Source organism: Paraglaciecola polaris LMG 21857 (assembly GCF_000315055.1).
Taxonomy (GTDB): Bacteria; Pseudomonadota; Gammaproteobacteria; order Enterobacterales; family Alteromonadaceae; genus Paraglaciecola; species Paraglaciecola polaris.
Map to the genome: position 1 here is coordinate 95,324 of NZ_BAER01000045.1, position 17,630 is coordinate 112,953.

Genomic DNA, 17,630 nt, shown 5'->3' on the forward strand with positions numbered 1-17,630 from the left:
CGGGTGCTGGTCGTGTTTCTCATATTGATACTGTCTCTTTGTTGTATCGATAAATTCGTGTTTGTTGTGGGTAGGCTTTTTGCAAGCAGGAATAGCACTGCTACGCCAAGCACGTCATCAACGTTGACGTAAAGATGACACTATAATTACCAAAAAAACAACATTGAAAGTATTAATATAAAGATGTGATGTTTATAGGTGATTATAAAAATATATTTTTAGCCCAATAGAGAGGGATAACCTAGAGAGTAAACCGAGAGGGTAGTCGTTTTATTACACGTATAAAAAAAGAGCGAAATCAGTTGAATGACGTCGCCCTTTCCTTTCTGTGGTTAGATTGATTAGCCGACTATAAGATAAAGCGGCTTAGGTCTTCGTTCTCAACCAGCATTTCTAGATGATCATTTACGTATTTGGCATCAACAGTGAGTTGCTCGCCGCTTTTTTCAGATGCATCAAATGAAATGTCTTCCATTAGACGCTCCATTACGGTGTGTAAGCGCCGAGCACCGATATTCTCTGTACGCTCATTAACCTGCCAAGCCGCTTGGGCAATACGTTCGATGCCGTCTTCGGTAAAGTCTACATCGACACCTTCGGTTTTAAGCAAAGCGATATACTGCTCTGTCAGAGAGGCGTTTGGCTCGGTTAAAATACGCACGAAGTCATGGGCGGTTAGCGCTTCAAGTTCAACTCGGATCGGCAAGCGACCTTGCAACTCTGGGATTAAATCAGAAGGCTTGACCATCTGAAAAGCACCTGAGGCAATAAACAGGATGTGATCAGTCTTGACCATACCGTGTTTCGTGGAAACGGTAGACCCTTCTACCAACGGCAATAAATCACGTTGAACGCCTTCACGAGAGACGTCGCCGCCGCTGGTGGAACCTTCACGTTTACAAATTTTATCGATTTCATCGATAAATACGATGCCGTTTTGCTCAAGTGACTCAATCGCATTAGCCTTTAAGTCTTCTTGATTAACCAGACGTGCCGCTTCTTCTTCGATTAAGAACTTGAAAGCTTCTTTAATTTTAAGTTTTTTCTTTTTCTTTTGTGAGCCAGATAAATTCTGGAACATACCCTGAAGTTGATTGGTCATTTCTTCCATGCCCGGAGGAGCCATGATTTCAACACCTACTTGGGGCATAGCTACATCGATTTCAATTTCTTTGTCATCGAGCTGGCCTTCACGCAATTTTTTACGGAAGGTCTGGCGCGTACCTTTATCTTCGTTCTTTTCTTTTTCGCCCCACTGATTTTCAGCAGGAGGAAGCAGCACATCTAAAATACGTTCTTCAGCGGCTTCTTCAGCGCGATATTTAACTTTTTTAGTTTCTTGCTCTTTCGCCATTTTCACCGCTATGTCAGCTAAGTCGCGAATGATGGTTTCCACTTCTTTACCGACGTAGCCTACTTCAGTGAATTTGGTCGCTTCTACTTTGATAAAAGGCGCATTGGCCAATTTTGCCAGACGACGAGCGATTTCAGTTTTACCTACGCCTGTTGGGCCGATCATCAAGATGTTCTTTGGCGTGACTTCTTGGCGTAAATCACCGCTTAATTGCATACGACGCCAGCGATTACGCAAGGCAACTGATACGGCGCGTTTTGCATTTTTTTGGCCGATGATATGGCGATCCAACTCGTGGACGATTTCTCTTGGGGTCATTTCTGACATAATTTAACCCTTATAGTATTTGGTCTTAAACAGCCGTATTAGCGGCCTAGTAGCAACGTTTTGGATTGCACGCTGCGTTAGTAGTCGATTTTTTCTACCGTGTGACTATGGTTGGTGAATACACAGATATCCCCAGCTATGGTCAAGGCCTTTTGAGCAATTTCTTCAGCGGATAACTCAGTGTTCTCCAGCAAAGCACTTGCGGCAGCTTGGGCGAAAGGGCCACCTGAGCCGATAGCGATCAAGTCATTTTCTGGCTGCACAACATCGCCGTTACCTGTGATGATGAAAGATGCCGTCTCGTCTGCAACGGCGAGTAAAGCTTCAAGTTTGCGCAACATGCGATCGGTTCGCCAGTCTTTGGCTAGCTCAACAGCGGCCCGAGTAAGGTTACCTTGATGAATTTCTAGTTTTGACTCGAAGCGCTCGAATAACGTGAAGGCGTCAGCAGTACCGCCAGCAAAACCTGCAAGTACTTTGTTGTTATATAGGCGGCGTACCTTTTTAGCGTTGCCTTTCATTACGGTGTTGCCAAGTGAGACTTGGCCATCGCCAGCGATAACAACTTGGTTACCGCGACGTACAGATACAATTGTAGTCACAGGAATTCCTCAATGGGTTAACAGCAATACACCCTTAAATAGAAAGGCCATTGCAACAATTGAGTTAGATGTGGGGAGGAATCATAAATTTTCAAGTAACGGTGCGCTGTGAAAATACAAACGGAATAAACTAAAAAGGGCAGTCTATTGACTGCCCTTCATCGATAATGTATCCCGCAAAGTGCAATGTTGTGGTTATAAATTCCACAACCAGATTTTGCAGCCGTTGATTTTTGCTCGTTGTAATGTGTGGCGCTGCTTTTCCGCTAAGCGTTTGCTCTCGTAAGGGCCGATGATGACACGGTACCAACGTCCTGAACTGCCTTCACTGGGGCGCACTTGGGCTTCGAATCCCTGAAATGCAATACGGGCTTTCAGTTCTTCCGCTTGGTTTTGTTTTCGAAATGAACCGCACTGCATCAAGTAGCGTTTATCCGATGCTTCCCGTTCCTCAATTTCTACCTCAACACTATATTCAGGTAGGGTTTTGATGAATTCCCACTCTTCTTTTGGCGCGTCAGGTAGGGGATCAACTTGAGCTTTTGGGATATTAGCTTTTTTATGGGCTGGTGCTTCTGCCTTGTTGTTGATTGACCATAAAAAGTAACCAAAACCGAAAACGAGGGCGAAGGTGACAAGGATACGCACCCAGGGTAATGAGCGCTTTTCTGGCTCTGGCGCTTTTTTTGGGTTACGCCCTCGGGCAATATAATCTTTGTGAGCCATCTTTAACATCCGAATACTAAGGCTAGAAGAGTCGCGGATTTTACCTTGCTCAGCTTATTCCTCAATCACAATTTGTCCTAAAGGCGAAATAAGATCTTGTGCGCAACCTAGGTATTGTTCACCCAATAATAAACAGCGTTGACGCTACATGAAATCTTGTGGGTCTACATCTAACGCCCAGCGTACCTTAGTGGCCAGTGGCAGCTGTTCTATATTGGGCATGGCTTGGGCTAAGGCATGCTGTAAGGCTGCTCGATTATTGCTCATTAATACTAACTGCATGCGGAATTTTCCTTGGCGTTTTTCCATTAACGCGGGCAGAGGACCTATGCACTGAACATGTTTCGAGTAACTAAATTGACTGGATATATCCATCAGCAGTTGATTCGCTAAGCGTGCATCGCTGGACTGGGCTCTAAACAAGGCTTGATATGTATGGGGCGGCAGCATAGCGTGTTGACGTTCAAGTAAGGCGTAGCGCGCAAAATGAGAATAACCGTTGTTGAGTAAATCTTGCAGTAACGGGTGGCTTGGGTCATGGGTTTGCAACCACATCTCGCCTGGTTTTTCGGCGCGCCCAGCACGCCCAGCTAATTGGGTAACGAGCTGAGCGAGATGTTCTGCCGCACGGTAATCTGCGCTGAAAAGCGCACCGTCTACTTCTAATATCACCACCAGTGTGACATTGGGAAAATGATGACCCTTAGATAAAATTTGCGTGCCGATTAATATTTGGTACTCGTTGCGATTAATTTTATCCAGCATGTCGTTGAGGCGGTTTTTTCCTCTGGCGCTGTCGCTGTCGATACGCACACTTGTGTATTGGGGAAAAAGTTGTTGCAAGCCTTGCTCTAGTTGTTCGGTACCTATGCCCATTGCACCAAGCTCAGTGCCATGGCAGCTTTGACAGCGTTTAGGAATAGCCTTGGCGCTGCCACAGTGATGACATTGTAATTTATATAGCTGCTTGTGCAGGGTGTAGGGCTTGTTACAACCTGGGCACTGCTCCACATGGCCACAGGTATGGCACATTAAAGCTGGGGCGTAACCTCGGCGGTTAATGAACAGCATAACCTGACTTTCTTGGGCCAAGTGCTGACCAATACGTTCAATTATTCCTTTCGACAGTCCATATTCCAGGGGTTGATTACGGATATCCAACACTTGCTGTTTTGGGTGCGAAGCATTGCCTGCGCGCTCATTCAAAATGAGGTGCTGGTATTTGCCATTCAGAGCATTGTTGAGCGATTCAAGGGCTGGGGTCGCTGAGCCGAGTACTAAGGGGATATTCTCTTGAACGGCGCGCATGACAGCTAAATCTCGGGCGTGATAACGCAGGCCATCTTGTTGTTTATACGACGAATCGTGCTCTTCATCAACGATGAGCATACCAGGCCTGCTCATGGGAGTGAAAATAGCCGAACGGGTGCCAATAATGATCGGAAGCTGACCGGCATTGCTTTGTTGCCAAACTAATACCCGTTCGTTATCGGTTAAATTTGAGTGCAGTATGCCTACAGGTACGTTAAAACGTTCAGCAAAGCGCTGGACTGTTTGCGGGGTTAAACCGATTTCAGGTACTAAAATGAGCACTTGTTTGCCTTGCGTGAGCACGCTTTCAATGGCTTGCAAGTACACTTCTGTTTTCCCGCTGCCCGTGACTCCTTCAATTAAAAAGCTCGCATACTGACCTATTTTACTCGTGATCTGGCTAATCGCTATCGCTTGTTCGACATTGGGGATGGGTTTATCCCCAATGTTTAAATGTGTCAGCCAGTTTGTGTCTAATGACGGGATCCGTTCTACTTGAGTGATTAAGTCTTTTTGTATTAGGGCCTTGACCGTCGTGCTAGCGTATTGGGCGAGAATACTTGAATAACTCGCTTCACTTTGCTGTAACTGACCCAGTAATTGCTGTTGTTTACGAGCTTTACCTAAGCTTTCAGGCGTTGCCCGTTGTCCTGCATCTGTTACATGCAAGTAGCTGACAGGTTTGGGCTGACTAGAGCCACCTTTGCGCAAAGACACTGGCATGGCGCTGTGCAACACGTCACCAATAGGGTGTTGATAATATTGACTGAGCCACTGGCACAGTTTTAGCTGAATGGGGCTGAAAACCCCAGTGGCGTCGAGCACCTCACTGATACTTTTGAGCTTATCGCTTTGCCACAGGGATTGCTCTGTGGTGTCAAGTACCACACCAATTAACTGGCGTGGGCCAAATGGCACACGCACACGAATGCCGGGTTCTAATGCGCTGGTGTGTTGGTACTCAAAAAACTGGCGCTTTGGAACAGGTACGGCAACGCGAATAATGGGCATAACAGGCTAATCGTCTTTTTAGTTGGTGGTTTTAAAATGAAAGGTCGGTTGAAGTTTGCATAATTGACCATATATCGAGCAAAGAGCTTGATCAGGGCAAGGTGTTACATTAATATGCCCGGCTCTTTGCGGCAAGCCGCATTGATCGCATAATTTGAATTTAATTTGCGTATGGTGTTCAACTTCGGGTTGGATAGCGATACGGCCTTACTTTAAGGGTAATCCATGAAACAAGGTATACATCCAGACTACCAAGACATGACTGCAACATGTTCATGTGGTAACAAAATCGTCGTTCGCTCAACTTTGAAGAAAGATCTTAACCTGGACGTATGTTCAGCGTGTCACCCTTTCTACACTGGTAAGCAACGTAACGTAGATACTGGTGGTCGTGTTGACAAGTTCAACAAACGTTTTACTGCACTTAGCACCAAGAAGTAAGCAGTTAAACGTAATAAAAAAGGCGCTTGATGCGCCTTTTTTTGTGTCTGTTCCTACCTTAAGTCATACATCCCCGTCTCTTAGCGAAATTCTTCCGGTCCTTGAGACAAACATTATTCATAATTCACCACGGTTATTAGCCTTGGCTATCTAGGGTAATCTATGATGTAGTGTAGCTCGTCAGATATGTGCTTAAATACCTGATATGTTACTGTTTAACAGGCTTTCAGCACGATAATAATAAATAGTTTTGCCACATGATTTCGTCTAAGCGAAACGCCAGACTAACAATGTGAAAGTTAAAAATACCCTGATTCAACCCTACATTTAAGGATCTAGACTAAGATGTCTGATTTTCGTCAACAAGCATTGGATTATCATGCTAAACCCGTACCGGGAAAAATTGCGATCCAGCTAACCAAGCCCGCAGAAACGGTAACTGATTTAGCGTTAGCGTATAGCCCAGGAGTGGCTGAACCCGTTCGGGAAATTGCGGCAGATCCCAATGCGGCATACAAGTACACCGGCAAAGGCAACATGGTCGCGGTGATCACCAACGGTACTGCTATTCTCGGTCTAGGTAATTTAGGTCCGTTAGCGTCAAAGCCAGTAATGGAAGGTAAGGCACTCTTGTTTAAGCGCTTTGCTGGGTTAGATTCTATTGATATCGAAGTGACGCACAGCACCACTGAAGATTTTATCAACACGGTGGCGAACATAGCCGATACCTTTGGTGGCATCAATTTAGAAGATATTAAAGCACCAGAATGCTTTGAAATTGAACAAGAGTTGATCAAGCGTTGCAAAGTCCCAGTGTTTCACGATGACCAACATGGCACCGCGATTGTCACTGCCGCTGGCATGCTCAATGCGCTAGAAGTACAGGGCAAAGAGTTGTCTGATGTGACCGTGGTTTGCATGGGCGCAGGGGCAGCAGCGATTGCCTGCATGGAATTGTTGATTAAATGTGGTGCTAAGCGTGAGCGCATTTATATGTTGGACACTAAAGGCGTTATTCACACGCGCCGTGACAACCTTACTCCTCATAAAAAATTGTTTGCCAATAACACAGATAAACGCACGCTTATCGACGCCCTAGATGGTGCTGACGTGTTTGTTGGTGTGTCAGGCCCAGATGTTTTGCCCCCTGAGGCGCTTAAGTTAATGGCGGCGAAGCCGATTATTTTTGCTTGCTCAAACCCTGACCCAGAAATTAAACCCGAGTTGGCCCACGCGGTTCGCGATGATGTTATTGTCGCCACGGGACGTTCTGATTATCCCAATCAAGTGAATAACGTACTGTGTTTCCCGTTTATTTTCCGTGGTGCCCTTGATGTTAGAGCATCAGTCATTAACGATGAAATGAAAATAGCTGCGGTTGAAGCCATACGCAGTATTACAAAAGAGCCGGTACCCCAAGAAGTGCTGGTGGCGAGTAATATCAGCAGCCTGACATTTGGCCGAGATTACATTATTCCTAAACCTATGGATCCGCGTTTATTGCAACGAGTGGCGACGGCTGTGGCACAAGCGGCTATTGATTCAGGTGTGGCTATGTTGAAAGAGCTTCCCCCGGGTTATATGCAGGATCAATAAGGGTCGGTGTTTTCGGCTATATAAAAGCGCCCAATGGCGCTTTTTTTGTATTTAAAACGTGGCAATTAAACCCAATGTTAATTGGCTGCGCCGGCATATTTAGCCAGTATGGCGTCAATGTGCATGGCGAATGCGTCTTCGGCTAATACGTACCAGTCGGTTTCTGGAAATATACTGGCGATAGCATGGTGCTTTAAACTGACATAACCGTGTACAAAGGCCCATATTTCCAGTGCATTTTTCTGCTTCAGGGCTAGGCTGGCATCCTTGGGCAAGAGTAAGGCAGTGATCTTAACAAGCTTGCCAAACGCCCTTTCTGCCGTCGCTTTAGCTTCATCTGATGGGGTGTAACGACTGTCATTTTCGCCAAATATTAAACGATAGTGCCCTTCATGGGCTTGTGCCATGGAAAAATAACCGTGTATCGCTTTGAGCAAAATTTCCTTTGCCGTAAGCTTCTCTTGATCGAATTTGATGGCTTGCATGAAAAGCTCAAAACCTTGGATATATAACTCATCCAAGATCCCTTCTTTACCCTTAAAGTGACTGTATATGCCAATGGTTGACACGCCAGCTTGTTTCGCAATAGAGCGCACGCTCAACGCCGCGATGCCACCTTCTAAAAATAATTCAGATGCCGCGCCTAATATCTTACGTTTTGCAATATTCAATTAACATTTCCTTGACATGTATAACGATGTTATTCTTTAATATAACAGTGTTATGTTCAATCGGTATTTTAACTACCGTTGGCGCAGCATAAAAATACTGCACTCGAGTCGACTTCCGTGTGCAAACGATATTAACCCGTGAGACACAGGAAAGAGTATGACAACATTTACCCATGAAACAGATTATTTAATCGTCGGTTCAGGAGCCGTCGGTATGGCTTTTGCCGACGTTTTACTTAGCGAGACAGATGCCAATATTATGATTGTTGATAAATATCACAAGCCTGGGGGTCATTGGAATGTGGCATATCCATTTGTGACCTTGCATCAACCATCTGCATTTTATGGGGTGAGCTCGACTGAGCTAAGCAAAGGCTGTATCGATGAAATCGGTTTAAATAAAGGCTTGAATGAATTGGCTACCGGCGCAGAGGTCAGTGCCTATTTTGACAATGTCATGCGCGAACGTTTTTTAACTTCGGGGCGAGTTAGTTATTTTCCAATGTGCGAATACAAGGGCAACGGGCGCTTTGTATCATTGCTTAACGGTGATGAGCATCAGGTAACAGTCAACAAAAAAACCGTGGACGCGACCTATCTAAAGACTTCAGTGCCTTGTACCCATAAACCAAGCTTTAGCATTGCACAAAAGGCCCAGTTTATGCCGATTAACGATTTGGTCAAAATAGATAAAAAACCTGCTGGTTTTGTGATCATCGGTGGCGGGAAAACCGGCATTGATGCTTGCTTGTGGCTACTGGAGAACAACGTAGACCCAGATGATATTCAGTGGATTATGCCCAGAGATGCTTGGTTAATTGACCGTAAAAATACTCAACCAACAATTGAATTTTTCAATGATGCGATTGGGGCTCAAGCGTCACAAATGGAAGCCATCGCCCAATCTACGTCGGTAGACGACATGTTTGAGCGCTTAGAAAAAGCAGGGGTGTTTTTACGTCTAGATCCTAATGTTTGGCCCGAAATGTTCCACGGAGCCACAGTGAGCAGCCTAGAACTAGCTCAGCTGCAAAGAGTCAAGAATGTGATACGTATGGGGCGGGTAACCCATGTGGGAGAGCAGGATATACAGCTTGAGAAGGGAGAAATAAAAACCAGCCTTGAGCATATTCATATTGATTGCTCGGCCAGTGCGATTACCAATCTAGTGGTTAAGCCCATTTTTGCTGATGACGTCATTACGCCGCAAACGGTGCGTTCTTATCAACCAATCTTTAGTGCAGCCTTTATTGCCCATATTGAAGCTGCCTACCCAGATGAAAAAACCAAAAATCATATCTGTGCTGTGGTGCCTTTACCTAACAGTGCTATGGATTGGTTGCGCATCACGGCCGCCTTTATGCGTAACCAGCATATTTGGTCTCAAGACGAAGATCTGAAAAAGTGGTTGTTGAGCAACCGTTTAGACGGATTCAGTCAATTGGTGCGTAGCGTCGATAAATCTGACATGGAAAAAATGATGATCCTGAGTCGCTTGCGTGAAAATGCCATGCCTGCCATGGGTAAGTTACAGCAATATTTAGCAGCTGAAGCTGCACAAGGAGCTTAAGATGAGTGAATTTCAAGTAAAGCAACAAGCATTAACCACCCACAGATTAGTCGCTACTAATGAAATAAAAGACGTTTCAGACGGACAAATATTACTTAAGGTGGAAACGTTTTCGTTCACGGCGAATAACATCACTTATGGCATGATGGGGGATCGATTGGGTTATTGGCAGTTTTTCCCACCCGCGGACAACAGCGACAAACAGTGGGGGATCATTCCAGTTTGGGGGTTCGCCCAAGTCACTGAATCGAAAGTGGCAGGTATTGATGTAGGGGAGCAATTATTCGGTTACTTTCCGCCTGCCCAGCAGCTAATTATGACACCGACCAATGTATCTTCTCAACGTTTGGTTGATGGCTCGGCGCACCGGGCGATGTTACCCCCAGGATATAACAATTATAAACGCGTAAATAACGAAGAGGGTTATAACCCTAATTTTGATAAAGAGCGTATGTTGTTGTTCCCACTACATATTACTTCATTCTGTTTGTGGGACCGTTTGCAAGATAATAACTGGTTTGCTGGGCAACAAGTGGTGATCATCAGTGCGTCGAGTAAAACCAGTTTAGGTTTAGGTTACGCATTGGCAGATGACGATAACGCGCCGCATAGCGTGGGCTTAACCTCAAAGGGTAATATGCCATTTGTCGAACAGGTGAATGTATATGACCAAGTGGTTAGTTATCATCAACTGAGTGATATCGACCCAACGCTGCCCACTGTCATTGTGGATATGTCAGGCAGCGCAGACATTTTAGCTAAATTGGGTCAACACCTAGGGGACAACCTTAAATACTGTATAAATGTAGGTTTGACACATTGGGATGAATTTTCCGCAAGTCATGCCGCTGAGTCTGCGCGCAGCGAATTTTTCTTTGCCCCTAGGCATATTCAAAAACGTCTACAAGATTGGGGCCCCGCTGGATTTGAGCAACGCACCACTGGTTTTTTGGCTGACACAGCAATGAAGTGCCGTGCTTGGTTAGAGGTTAAAGAACTCAAAGGACTCAAAGACCTAGCTCAAATGTATGAGCAAGTCTGCGCTGGAAAAATCCCTCCCAAACAAGGTTTAATTATTAAGCTTTGAACCTTTCCTTCCGATATCTAGTATAGGTACTCAGCGGTTAACTTATTTCTTAGCCGCTAACAGTCAGGATTTATCAAAGGTGTCAGCTTCATGGACAAACTCGATTTCTTAAGCCAACTATAATTAGCTTGCTGGTTTGCTGAAATATATATTTCAATTTTTTCATTTATTGAATTTACAAGCTTTACGCTCTGGCAAAGTAAATGCGCCGAGGGGGGGAACATGGTGAGGCAGTCAAGTTCGTTTAAAAGCGTGCTTGTTGTTTTGGGGTTAATTGGTTGGGTTGGGTTAACCATTGGTGGTCTTGTATACTCGAGTATGCAGAGTCAGAGAGATTTTGATCCACAACAGACGTTTGCTTTTGCGGCCATGGCATCTGAATATCCTCAAGCCATTGTCGTTAGCATGAGTAAACAATATCCGGCGTTAACAAAGACGGTGGTTCATATACAGCAAGAAGACTGTAGTTGTAACTTTTCGAATAATATTCACGCAGACCGAATCGACGATAAACTAGATAAGTTTAGGTATCGTTCGCTACATGTGTCCGCCAGTAGTTTACCCGCCGATATTGTTCTGCCTTCATTACCGGCCATTATGATTTTTGATGAACAGGGAGGGTTAGGTTATTTCGGGCCCTATTCATCAGGATATTTTTGTTCGACTAATTCAGCGATTGTTGATCGGTTTTTAGATAATATTTTGCTTAATACTCACCTCGGCAGTTCCGTGGTCAGTGAAGGTTATGGTTGCTATTGTCCAAATAAAATCGCGGAGTAATAGTTGCTTGGCAAATAGATTCATCATTTTGTGTCAATAATCGCCCTTTATCAGTGAAGAAATAATTAAATTCAATTGACGAGTATTAAACTTGCTCAAAATATCGACGTAGGGACTGTGTAATACTGTGGAGAAAATCATGTCAAATCCTAGTTATTCTTGGGTAAGTAGTGCAAATAAGAATATGCAATTTACCTTTATTGCATTAGCTGTCATTAGCCTAGGGTTAGCCAGTGTTAATCAGACATGGATTGAAGCGCTGCTTTTTGGTGGGTCAACCACGGCTATATGTTTAACGTTCATTCATATGCACCCTCAATCGACATTAACCCAACACGTGGTCGCGATCGGCTTAATGTTATTTAGTGCCCTACATATCCATCAGATGCATGGCTTAGTCGAAATGCATTTTGGGATTTTCGTTCTACTTTCATTTTTAGCTTATTACCGAAACTGGCAGCTTTATATCACAGCCATAACCGTTGTCGTTGTGCATCATTTAGCATTTTTTGTAATGCAGTCTCAAGGTCTGCCGGTTTATGTACTGGCGGAAGGCGGCCTGTTGTTCTACTTGATTATTGTGCACGCTATTTACGCTTTAGTGCAGGCTGTGATGTTAGCAAAAATGGCCAAAGATAATCGAACGGATTCAATGTCGGCGATGGCTATTACCGATAGTATCGACATGATTATGCTTGATAAAATGGTCATAGATTTAAAAATTAGAGCCGATGACTCCTTAGATGCTAAATCGATAGTGGCTTTCAATAGTTTGCTGGGTATGTTTGATAACCTAATCGTTGATATGCGCAATGCCGCAGAACAAATTGATAGCACATCTGAAATTACGAGTCGTAATAGCGCCGAGCTACATGATACTAAACAAAAAAGTATGACTGAAGTTGAATACATAGACTCTTCGTCTGCCGAGTTAGCTCAATCATCACGTACTATGAATAAAGACACCCAAACGGTAAAGACTGAGTCTGATAAAGCGCAAAATAATGCTCGAGAGGCAGAGCAAACAGTCGAAAAAGCCAAAGAGGATGTGACAAATTTAGGACGCAAGCTCAGCGAAACCAATGATAACGTTAAAAAATTAGCTCAGAACTGCCAAAACATATCACAAGTGCTAGATACCATTAAATCGATCGCTGACCAGACTAATTTACTTGCTTTAAATGCCGCGATTGAAGCAGCTAGAGCAGGGGAGCATGGGAGAGGTTTCGCTGTTGTCGCTGATGAAGTCAGAACACTAGCCTCCCGCACAAAAGCGAGTACTGAGGAAATCAACACAATTATTGATAACCTTTTGACTTCGTCCACGCTCTCTAGCGACTCGATGGCTGATTGTTTAGCCCTAAGTGAAACAACGAACTCAAGAACGCAAAAGGCAAGGGAGTTGATGACCCAAGTGCAAACTAATATTTTGCAGGTCACCGAAGCAGTTAATGTCATGGCTCGCTCTTGCGAGCAGCAGACACAGAATAGCGAAGCAATCCAAGACTCTGCAACACGTCTAAAATTAATCAAGCAAGAAGAATTATCAATGATTGCTGCGATAGATCACGAGGCGAGTTTACTATCAGGTAGAACAAAAGATCTGAGTGTTCAGCTGTCCAAGTTCTCTGCTTAATTTACATTGCGCCGTTGATCAAAATTATACCTATATCAGCTAATAGGGTTAGCGTTTTGAGCACTATTAACGGTGTTTTTGTTGATAAAATAAGCAACATACCTCGACATATTCCCCGTGTTTCTTTATAGTGCGCCCCGCTAACCATTTACCGCGTTAGCGCTTCTCCCTCTTTACTTGAATTACAGACACCATCCCTAGGAATTTTCTTTTGATATCTACCGCAAACATCACCATGCAGTTTGGCGCTGAGCCTTTATTTGAAAACATTTCGGCCAAATTTGGTCACGGTAATCGTTATGGCCTAATTGGCGCAAACGGCTGCGGAAAATCAACCTTTATGAAAATTCTGAGCGGAGATTTACAGCCATCGTCTGGCAACGTATCTATCACCCCAGGTGACAAATTGGGAATTTTGAGCCAGAACCAGTTCGCGTTTGAGCAATATAGCGTTGTGGATGCGGTTATTATGGGGGATATGGCGTTGTGGAAGGTTAAGCAACAGCGAGATGCTATCTACGCGAAACCTGAAATGTCGGAAGAAGACGGCATGCTGGTGGCCCAGCTTGAAACTGAGTTCGCAGAAATGGACGGCTACACAGCAGAATCGCGCGCGGGGGATATTTTACTCGAAGCCGGTATCGCCGAAAGTTATCACTATGGTTTGATGAGCCAAGTGGCACCAGGTCGAAAACTACGGGTACTGCTTGCGCAAGCATTATTCTCTAACCCGGAGATATTGCTGTTAGATGAACCAACCAACAACTTGGATATTTATACCATTTCTTGGTTGGCGGATGTGTTAAACCAACGCAAGTGCACCATGATTATTATTTCTCACGATCGTCACTTTTTGAATTCGGTGTGTACTCACATGGCTGATATTGACTATGGCGAGTTGCGTGTTTATCCAGGTAATTACGAAGCCTTCATGGAAGCATCGTCATTGATTCAAGAGCAGCTATTAACCAGTAATGCGAAGAAAAGTGCTGAGATGGAAGATTTACAAGGCTTTGTAGCCCGCTTCTCAGCCAACGCATCAAAGGCTAAACAGGCGAGCTCACGTGCCAAGCGACTAGAAAAAATCCAACTGGATGAAGTTAAATCTTCGAGCCGACGAACACCTACCATTACCTTAAAGCAACATCGTAAGCTACATCGCCAAGCATTAATTTTGGAAAATTTAGGCCATGGTTTTGACGGTCAACCACTTTTTAGTGGCGGTGAGCTTATTCTCGAAGCAGGGGCTCGCTTAGCGATTACCGGTGAAAACGGCGTAGGGAAAACGACTTTATTGCGATGCTTGATGAATGAGTTGACGGTTAATGAAGGTCGAATCAAATGGTCTGAAAACGCGGTAGTAGGATATTGTCCGCAAGATAGCTCAGCTGATTTTGCGGTGGACATGACATTGTTTGACTGGATGTCCCAGTGGCGCACACCTAAACATGACGACTTAGCCGTACGTGGTATGTTGGGGCGCTTATTGTTTAGTGCCGATGACTTTAATAAAAAAGTAAACGTGTGTTCAGGTGGAGAGAAAAACCGTCTGATATTCGGAAAATTGATGATGTCTGATATCAATGTCTTGATCATGGATGAACCGACCAACCACATGGATATGGAAGCCATTGAAGCCTTGAATTCAGCCCTTAAAAAATTCGATGGCACTCTGATTTTTGTGAGTCACGACCGTGAATTTGTTTCGTCTCTCGCGACGCGAGTGATTGAAATTAAAGACCAAGAAGTGATTAATTTCCAGGGTACCTATGATGAATACTTCGCGAGTCGCAAAGAAGCGGGTATGACCGTATAATACATTTATTCCAGAGCATACGACTGGGTAGTTGATACTTACTGGGATATATCAGGGGGTTTCTGAGGTGGTTAACTTACGAATATCCCCTAGGACTCGGTCACATTCCCGACACTGCTGCAAAATGACGGTAAAAGCATTTTGCAGCGCATCGTTACTAGTTTGACCTTCAAGCAACATATTCCCTAGCTCTGCGTGCAGCGAAATGCTGTTTAACGGATTTCTCACGTTATGAATGAGCTTTTGAATTTTAGCCGCTTCATCATTATTCATGTTCTTAAGTGCCTTGCGTTATGCGAGAAGTTGATTAGGAAGCGCGTAACTGACACGGTTTTTGCCTTTATGCTTAGCCGCATATAGTTGCTTGTCAGCACATTCGATTAATTGTTCTACTGTCTGCTGCTTTGCTTGCTCGCTTTTTGCCTCAAATACAGTCAAACCTATGCTGATGGTGATGCTATCTGTCGCACTGGCACCTTGATGTTCAATGTTTAATCCCCTAACGACCTGCAGTAACTTATTGGCCATAACGAGACCGCCTTCTAAGTCGGTGTCTGGTAACACCATGGCAAACTCTTCACCGCCGTAGCGCCCAACAAAGTCGGTCTCTCTGCGCCGTACAGACTGAATGGCACGGGCAACACGCTTCAAACAGTCGTCTCCTTGCATATGCCCGTATAAATCATTGTAGGGTTTGAAGTCGTCGATATCGATCATCATGAGTGTCATGCAATGGCCAAAACGGACCGTTGACGCGAAATGTTGCAGTAGCATAGTATCTAATTGGCGACGATTCGCTACGCCAGTTAATCCATCAACACTGGATAAAATCTCAAGTTGTTTACGGTAATAAACCAGCTCCATATGGTTACGTACACGAGCACGTAAAATCGTCAGATTGACCGGTTTGGTGATGTAATCTACTGCGCCAAGCAGCAATCCCCTGGCTTCATCGTCGGAACTGTCTGAGGCGGTGACAAAAATGACTGGGATGTAGGCGGTAAGTGGGCTTGACTTTAATTCTTCACAGGCGTCATAGCCGTGCATGTCAGGCATGTCTAAGTCTAGTAGGATCAAATCCACCACGTCTGTTTGGGCATAGGCTAGGGCCTCTTTGGCATTATCAAACAGCACAACTTGGTACTGAAATTCAAATAATGCATTCATGGCCTGTAAGTTACTTCGATAATCGTCCACCACCATCAAGGTTTGCTTACGTAGCTCACTATTGGCAACGGATGCACCAGCGGCCAATGAAATGGCTGTGGGTTCGATTTCTGCTCTCGGGCGCAATTCAGATACGCTCATGGTGCCTTCCTATTTTTATGGTTTTGTATAGCGTCTAAGTATTGATGTAAGCAGCTTAAGTGCCAAGTTATCTGATAGTTAATAACTTATTGATATTTCGTTTGTTTTTAAGTGTTTGTCGACCTATTTTGAAGGTTTTAATGGCATAAGGTGAGCAATAGCGACAAGTTTTTTTGTAGTCTTTACATTATGAACGAACGTTTTTTTGCGTATTTTCATGATTATATTATTCGTAATTTTGTCATGTTTAGTAATAATAATTTCTTTTGGCCGTGGCGAATTTTTGTTAAGTTAGTGAAAAAAGATTGAGAGATAACATGTTAGATCGTCGTGGGTTACTTAAAGCGTTCATTTGCTCCTCTTTGGCGGCAGCGATATTGCCAAGTGCAATGGCGAATACTCAGGGGACGTCGACCTCTGCTGTTCATGGGCTACGCAAACCCAAACGGTTACAGGCGGGGCAAACAATTGGCTTAATTGCGCCTAGCAGTAATACCTGGGAAGACCAAGAGATCTATTTCGCCATGGACATAGTTCGTTCATTTGGCTTTAACGTAAAAACGGCTGCCCATCTGTTTGACCGTTCAGCCTATTTGGCCGGCAGTGATCAAGACCGAGCCAGTGACTTAAATGCCATGTTTGCGGATGATCAAGTCGATGCTATTTTCTGTTTGCGAGGGGGATATGGTTCACCGCGCATCTTACCTTACCTTGATTATGCTCTCATAGCCCAGAACCCCAAGATTTTTCTTGGCTATAGCGATGTCACGGCCTTGCTTAATGCCATTTATACCCGCAGTCATATCATGACGTTTCACGGACCGATTGCGAAGCAGAGTTTTACCGATTACACCCTCAAACAGTTTAAGAGCGTGCTTTTCAATCCATCATCAAGCATGCCATTGGCTGATGTGCCGCCATTTGAAGCGGCCCCAGGTCAGGCTGAATTGGCAAACAGGCTGACAACGGTGGCAAACGGCAAAGCCTCAGGCGTATTGATAGGCGGCAACTTGTCATTGATGGTGAAGCTGGTGGGCAGTCCCTACGAGCCAGATTACACGGATAAAATTCTGTTTTTAGAAGATGTAGAAGAGGCGCCGTACCGCATCGACGGTATGCTGACTCACTTAATGTTAGCAGGGCGTTTAGACAAGGTTGCAGGTATCGTTTTTGGCAAATGCACCGACTGCGAAGCTGGCAACGGTCCTTCTTTTAGTATTGAACATGTATTGAAAGACCGTTTAGGCAACCTTGGGGTGCCCGTACTCAGCGGTGTGATGATTGGGCATATTGACGATATGGCGACTGTGCCCATTGGCGCAATGGCCACACTTGACGCCACGCATCAACAACTCACCTTAGATGAAAGCGCAGTACTGTAACCTTAGCACTTG

General features: G+C 44.6%; 15 protein-coding genes. 8 read left to right on the forward strand and 7 right to left on the reverse strand.

Translation table 11 applies throughout. From position 1 onward, the window contains the following. Positions 1-349 precede the first annotated feature (349 nt). The 4 genes from hslU to priA all read right to left on the reverse strand — a co-directional run bounded on the left by hslU (position 350) and on the right by priA (position 5,331). Positions 350-1,681 carry an HslU--HslV peptidase ATPase subunit gene (gene hslU, locus GPLA_RS09995; RefSeq protein WP_007104772.1) on the reverse strand — a complete coding sequence of 444 codons (1,332 nt, stop codon included), beginning with the start codon at positions 1,679-1,681 and terminating at the stop codon, positions 350-352. Positions 1,682-1,758: 77 nt separating this feature from the next. After that, positions 1,759-2,283, reverse strand: a complete 525-nt coding sequence (gene hslV, locus GPLA_RS10000) for an ATP-dependent protease subunit HslV (protein WP_007104773.1) — start codon at positions 2,281-2,283, stop codon at positions 1,759-1,761. Between the two features lie 195 nt (positions 2,284-2,478). Beyond that, on the reverse strand, positions 2,479-3,009 hold the full coding sequence (locus tag GPLA_RS10005; RefSeq protein WP_007104774.1) for an SPOR domain-containing protein: 531 nt from the start codon (positions 3,007-3,009) through the stop codon (positions 2,479-2,481). 144 nt (positions 3,010-3,153) lie between these two features. Beyond that, on the reverse strand, positions 3,154-5,331 hold the full coding sequence (gene priA / locus GPLA_RS10010; RefSeq protein WP_007104775.1) for a primosomal protein N': 2,178 nt from the start codon (positions 5,329-5,331) through the stop codon (positions 3,154-3,156). A 225-nt stretch (positions 5,332-5,556) separates the two neighbouring features. Between priA and rpmE the strand changes: the two genes are divergently transcribed. Next, positions 5,557-5,772 carry a 50S ribosomal protein L31 gene (gene rpmE, locus GPLA_RS23175; RefSeq protein ID WP_083882031.1) on the forward strand — a complete coding sequence of 72 codons (216 nt, stop codon included), beginning with the start codon at positions 5,557-5,559 and terminating at the stop codon, positions 5,770-5,772. Positions 5,773-6,117: 345 nt separating this feature from the next. Beyond that, positions 6,118-7,368: a malic enzyme-like NAD(P)-binding protein gene (locus tag GPLA_RS10015; RefSeq protein WP_007104776.1), complete on the forward strand. Its 1,251-nt coding sequence runs from the start codon at positions 6,118-6,120 to the stop codon at positions 7,366-7,368. A gap of 77 nt (positions 7,369-7,445) precedes the next feature. Here GPLA_RS10015 and GPLA_RS10020 read toward each other — a convergent pair whose 3' ends face one another. Then, entirely contained in the window at positions 7,446-8,039 is a 594-nt protein-coding gene (locus tag GPLA_RS10020) for a TetR/AcrR family transcriptional regulator (protein WP_007104777.1), read from the reverse strand. 157 nt (positions 8,040-8,196) lie between these two features. On the opposite strand from GPLA_RS10020, the gene GPLA_RS10025 reads away from it, so the two are divergent. The 5 genes from GPLA_RS10025 to GPLA_RS10045 all read left to right on the forward strand — a co-directional run bounded on the left by GPLA_RS10025 (position 8,197) and on the right by GPLA_RS10045 (position 14,928). Continuing rightward, complete coding sequence (locus tag GPLA_RS10025) at positions 8,197-9,609, forward strand: hypothetical protein (RefSeq protein WP_007104778.1); 1,413 nt, start codon at positions 8,197-8,199, stop codon at positions 9,607-9,609. Between the two features lies 1 nt (position 9,610). Further along, entirely contained in the window at positions 9,611-10,696 is a 1,086-nt protein-coding gene (locus tag GPLA_RS10030) for a DUF2855 family protein (RefSeq protein ID WP_007104779.1), read from the forward strand. Between the two features lie 222 nt (positions 10,697-10,918). Next, positions 10,919-11,476, forward strand: a complete 558-nt coding sequence (locus GPLA_RS10035; protein WP_040514345.1) for a DUF6436 domain-containing protein — start codon at positions 10,919-10,921, stop codon at positions 11,474-11,476. Positions 11,477-11,615: 139 nt separating this feature from the next. Continuing rightward, complete coding sequence (locus GPLA_RS10040) at positions 11,616-13,112, forward strand: methyl-accepting chemotaxis protein (RefSeq protein ID WP_040514346.1); 1,497 nt, start codon at positions 11,616-11,618, stop codon at positions 13,110-13,112. 211 nt (positions 13,113-13,323) lie between these two features. After that, the gene (locus GPLA_RS10045) at positions 13,324-14,928 is read left to right on the forward strand and encodes an ABC-F family ATPase (protein WP_007104783.1); all 1,605 of its coding nucleotides are present in this window, start codon (positions 13,324-13,326) and stop codon (positions 14,926-14,928) included. Positions 14,929-14,979: 51 nt separating this feature from the next. Here the strand turns inward: GPLA_RS10045 and GPLA_RS10050 are convergent, their stop codons facing one another. Together GPLA_RS10050 and GPLA_RS10055 are read right to left on the reverse strand one after the other, a co-directional pair. Further along, the gene (locus tag GPLA_RS10050) at positions 14,980-15,201 is read right to left on the reverse strand and encodes a histidine kinase dimerization/phospho-acceptor domain-containing protein (RefSeq protein WP_007104784.1); all 222 of its coding nucleotides are present in this window, start codon (positions 15,199-15,201) and stop codon (positions 14,980-14,982) included. 18 nt (positions 15,202-15,219) lie between these two features. Beyond that, a complete protein-coding gene (locus GPLA_RS10055) occupies positions 15,220-16,236 on the reverse strand; it encodes a GGDEF domain-containing protein (RefSeq protein WP_007104785.1) in 1,017 nt (338 codons plus the stop codon). Positions 16,237-16,553: 317 nt separating this feature from the next. Between GPLA_RS10055 and GPLA_RS10060 the strand changes: the two genes are divergently transcribed. Continuing rightward, positions 16,554-17,618, forward strand: a complete 1,065-nt coding sequence (locus GPLA_RS10060; protein WP_007104787.1) for a S66 peptidase family protein — start codon at positions 16,554-16,556, stop codon at positions 17,616-17,618. Positions 17,619-17,630 lie beyond the last annotated feature (12 nt).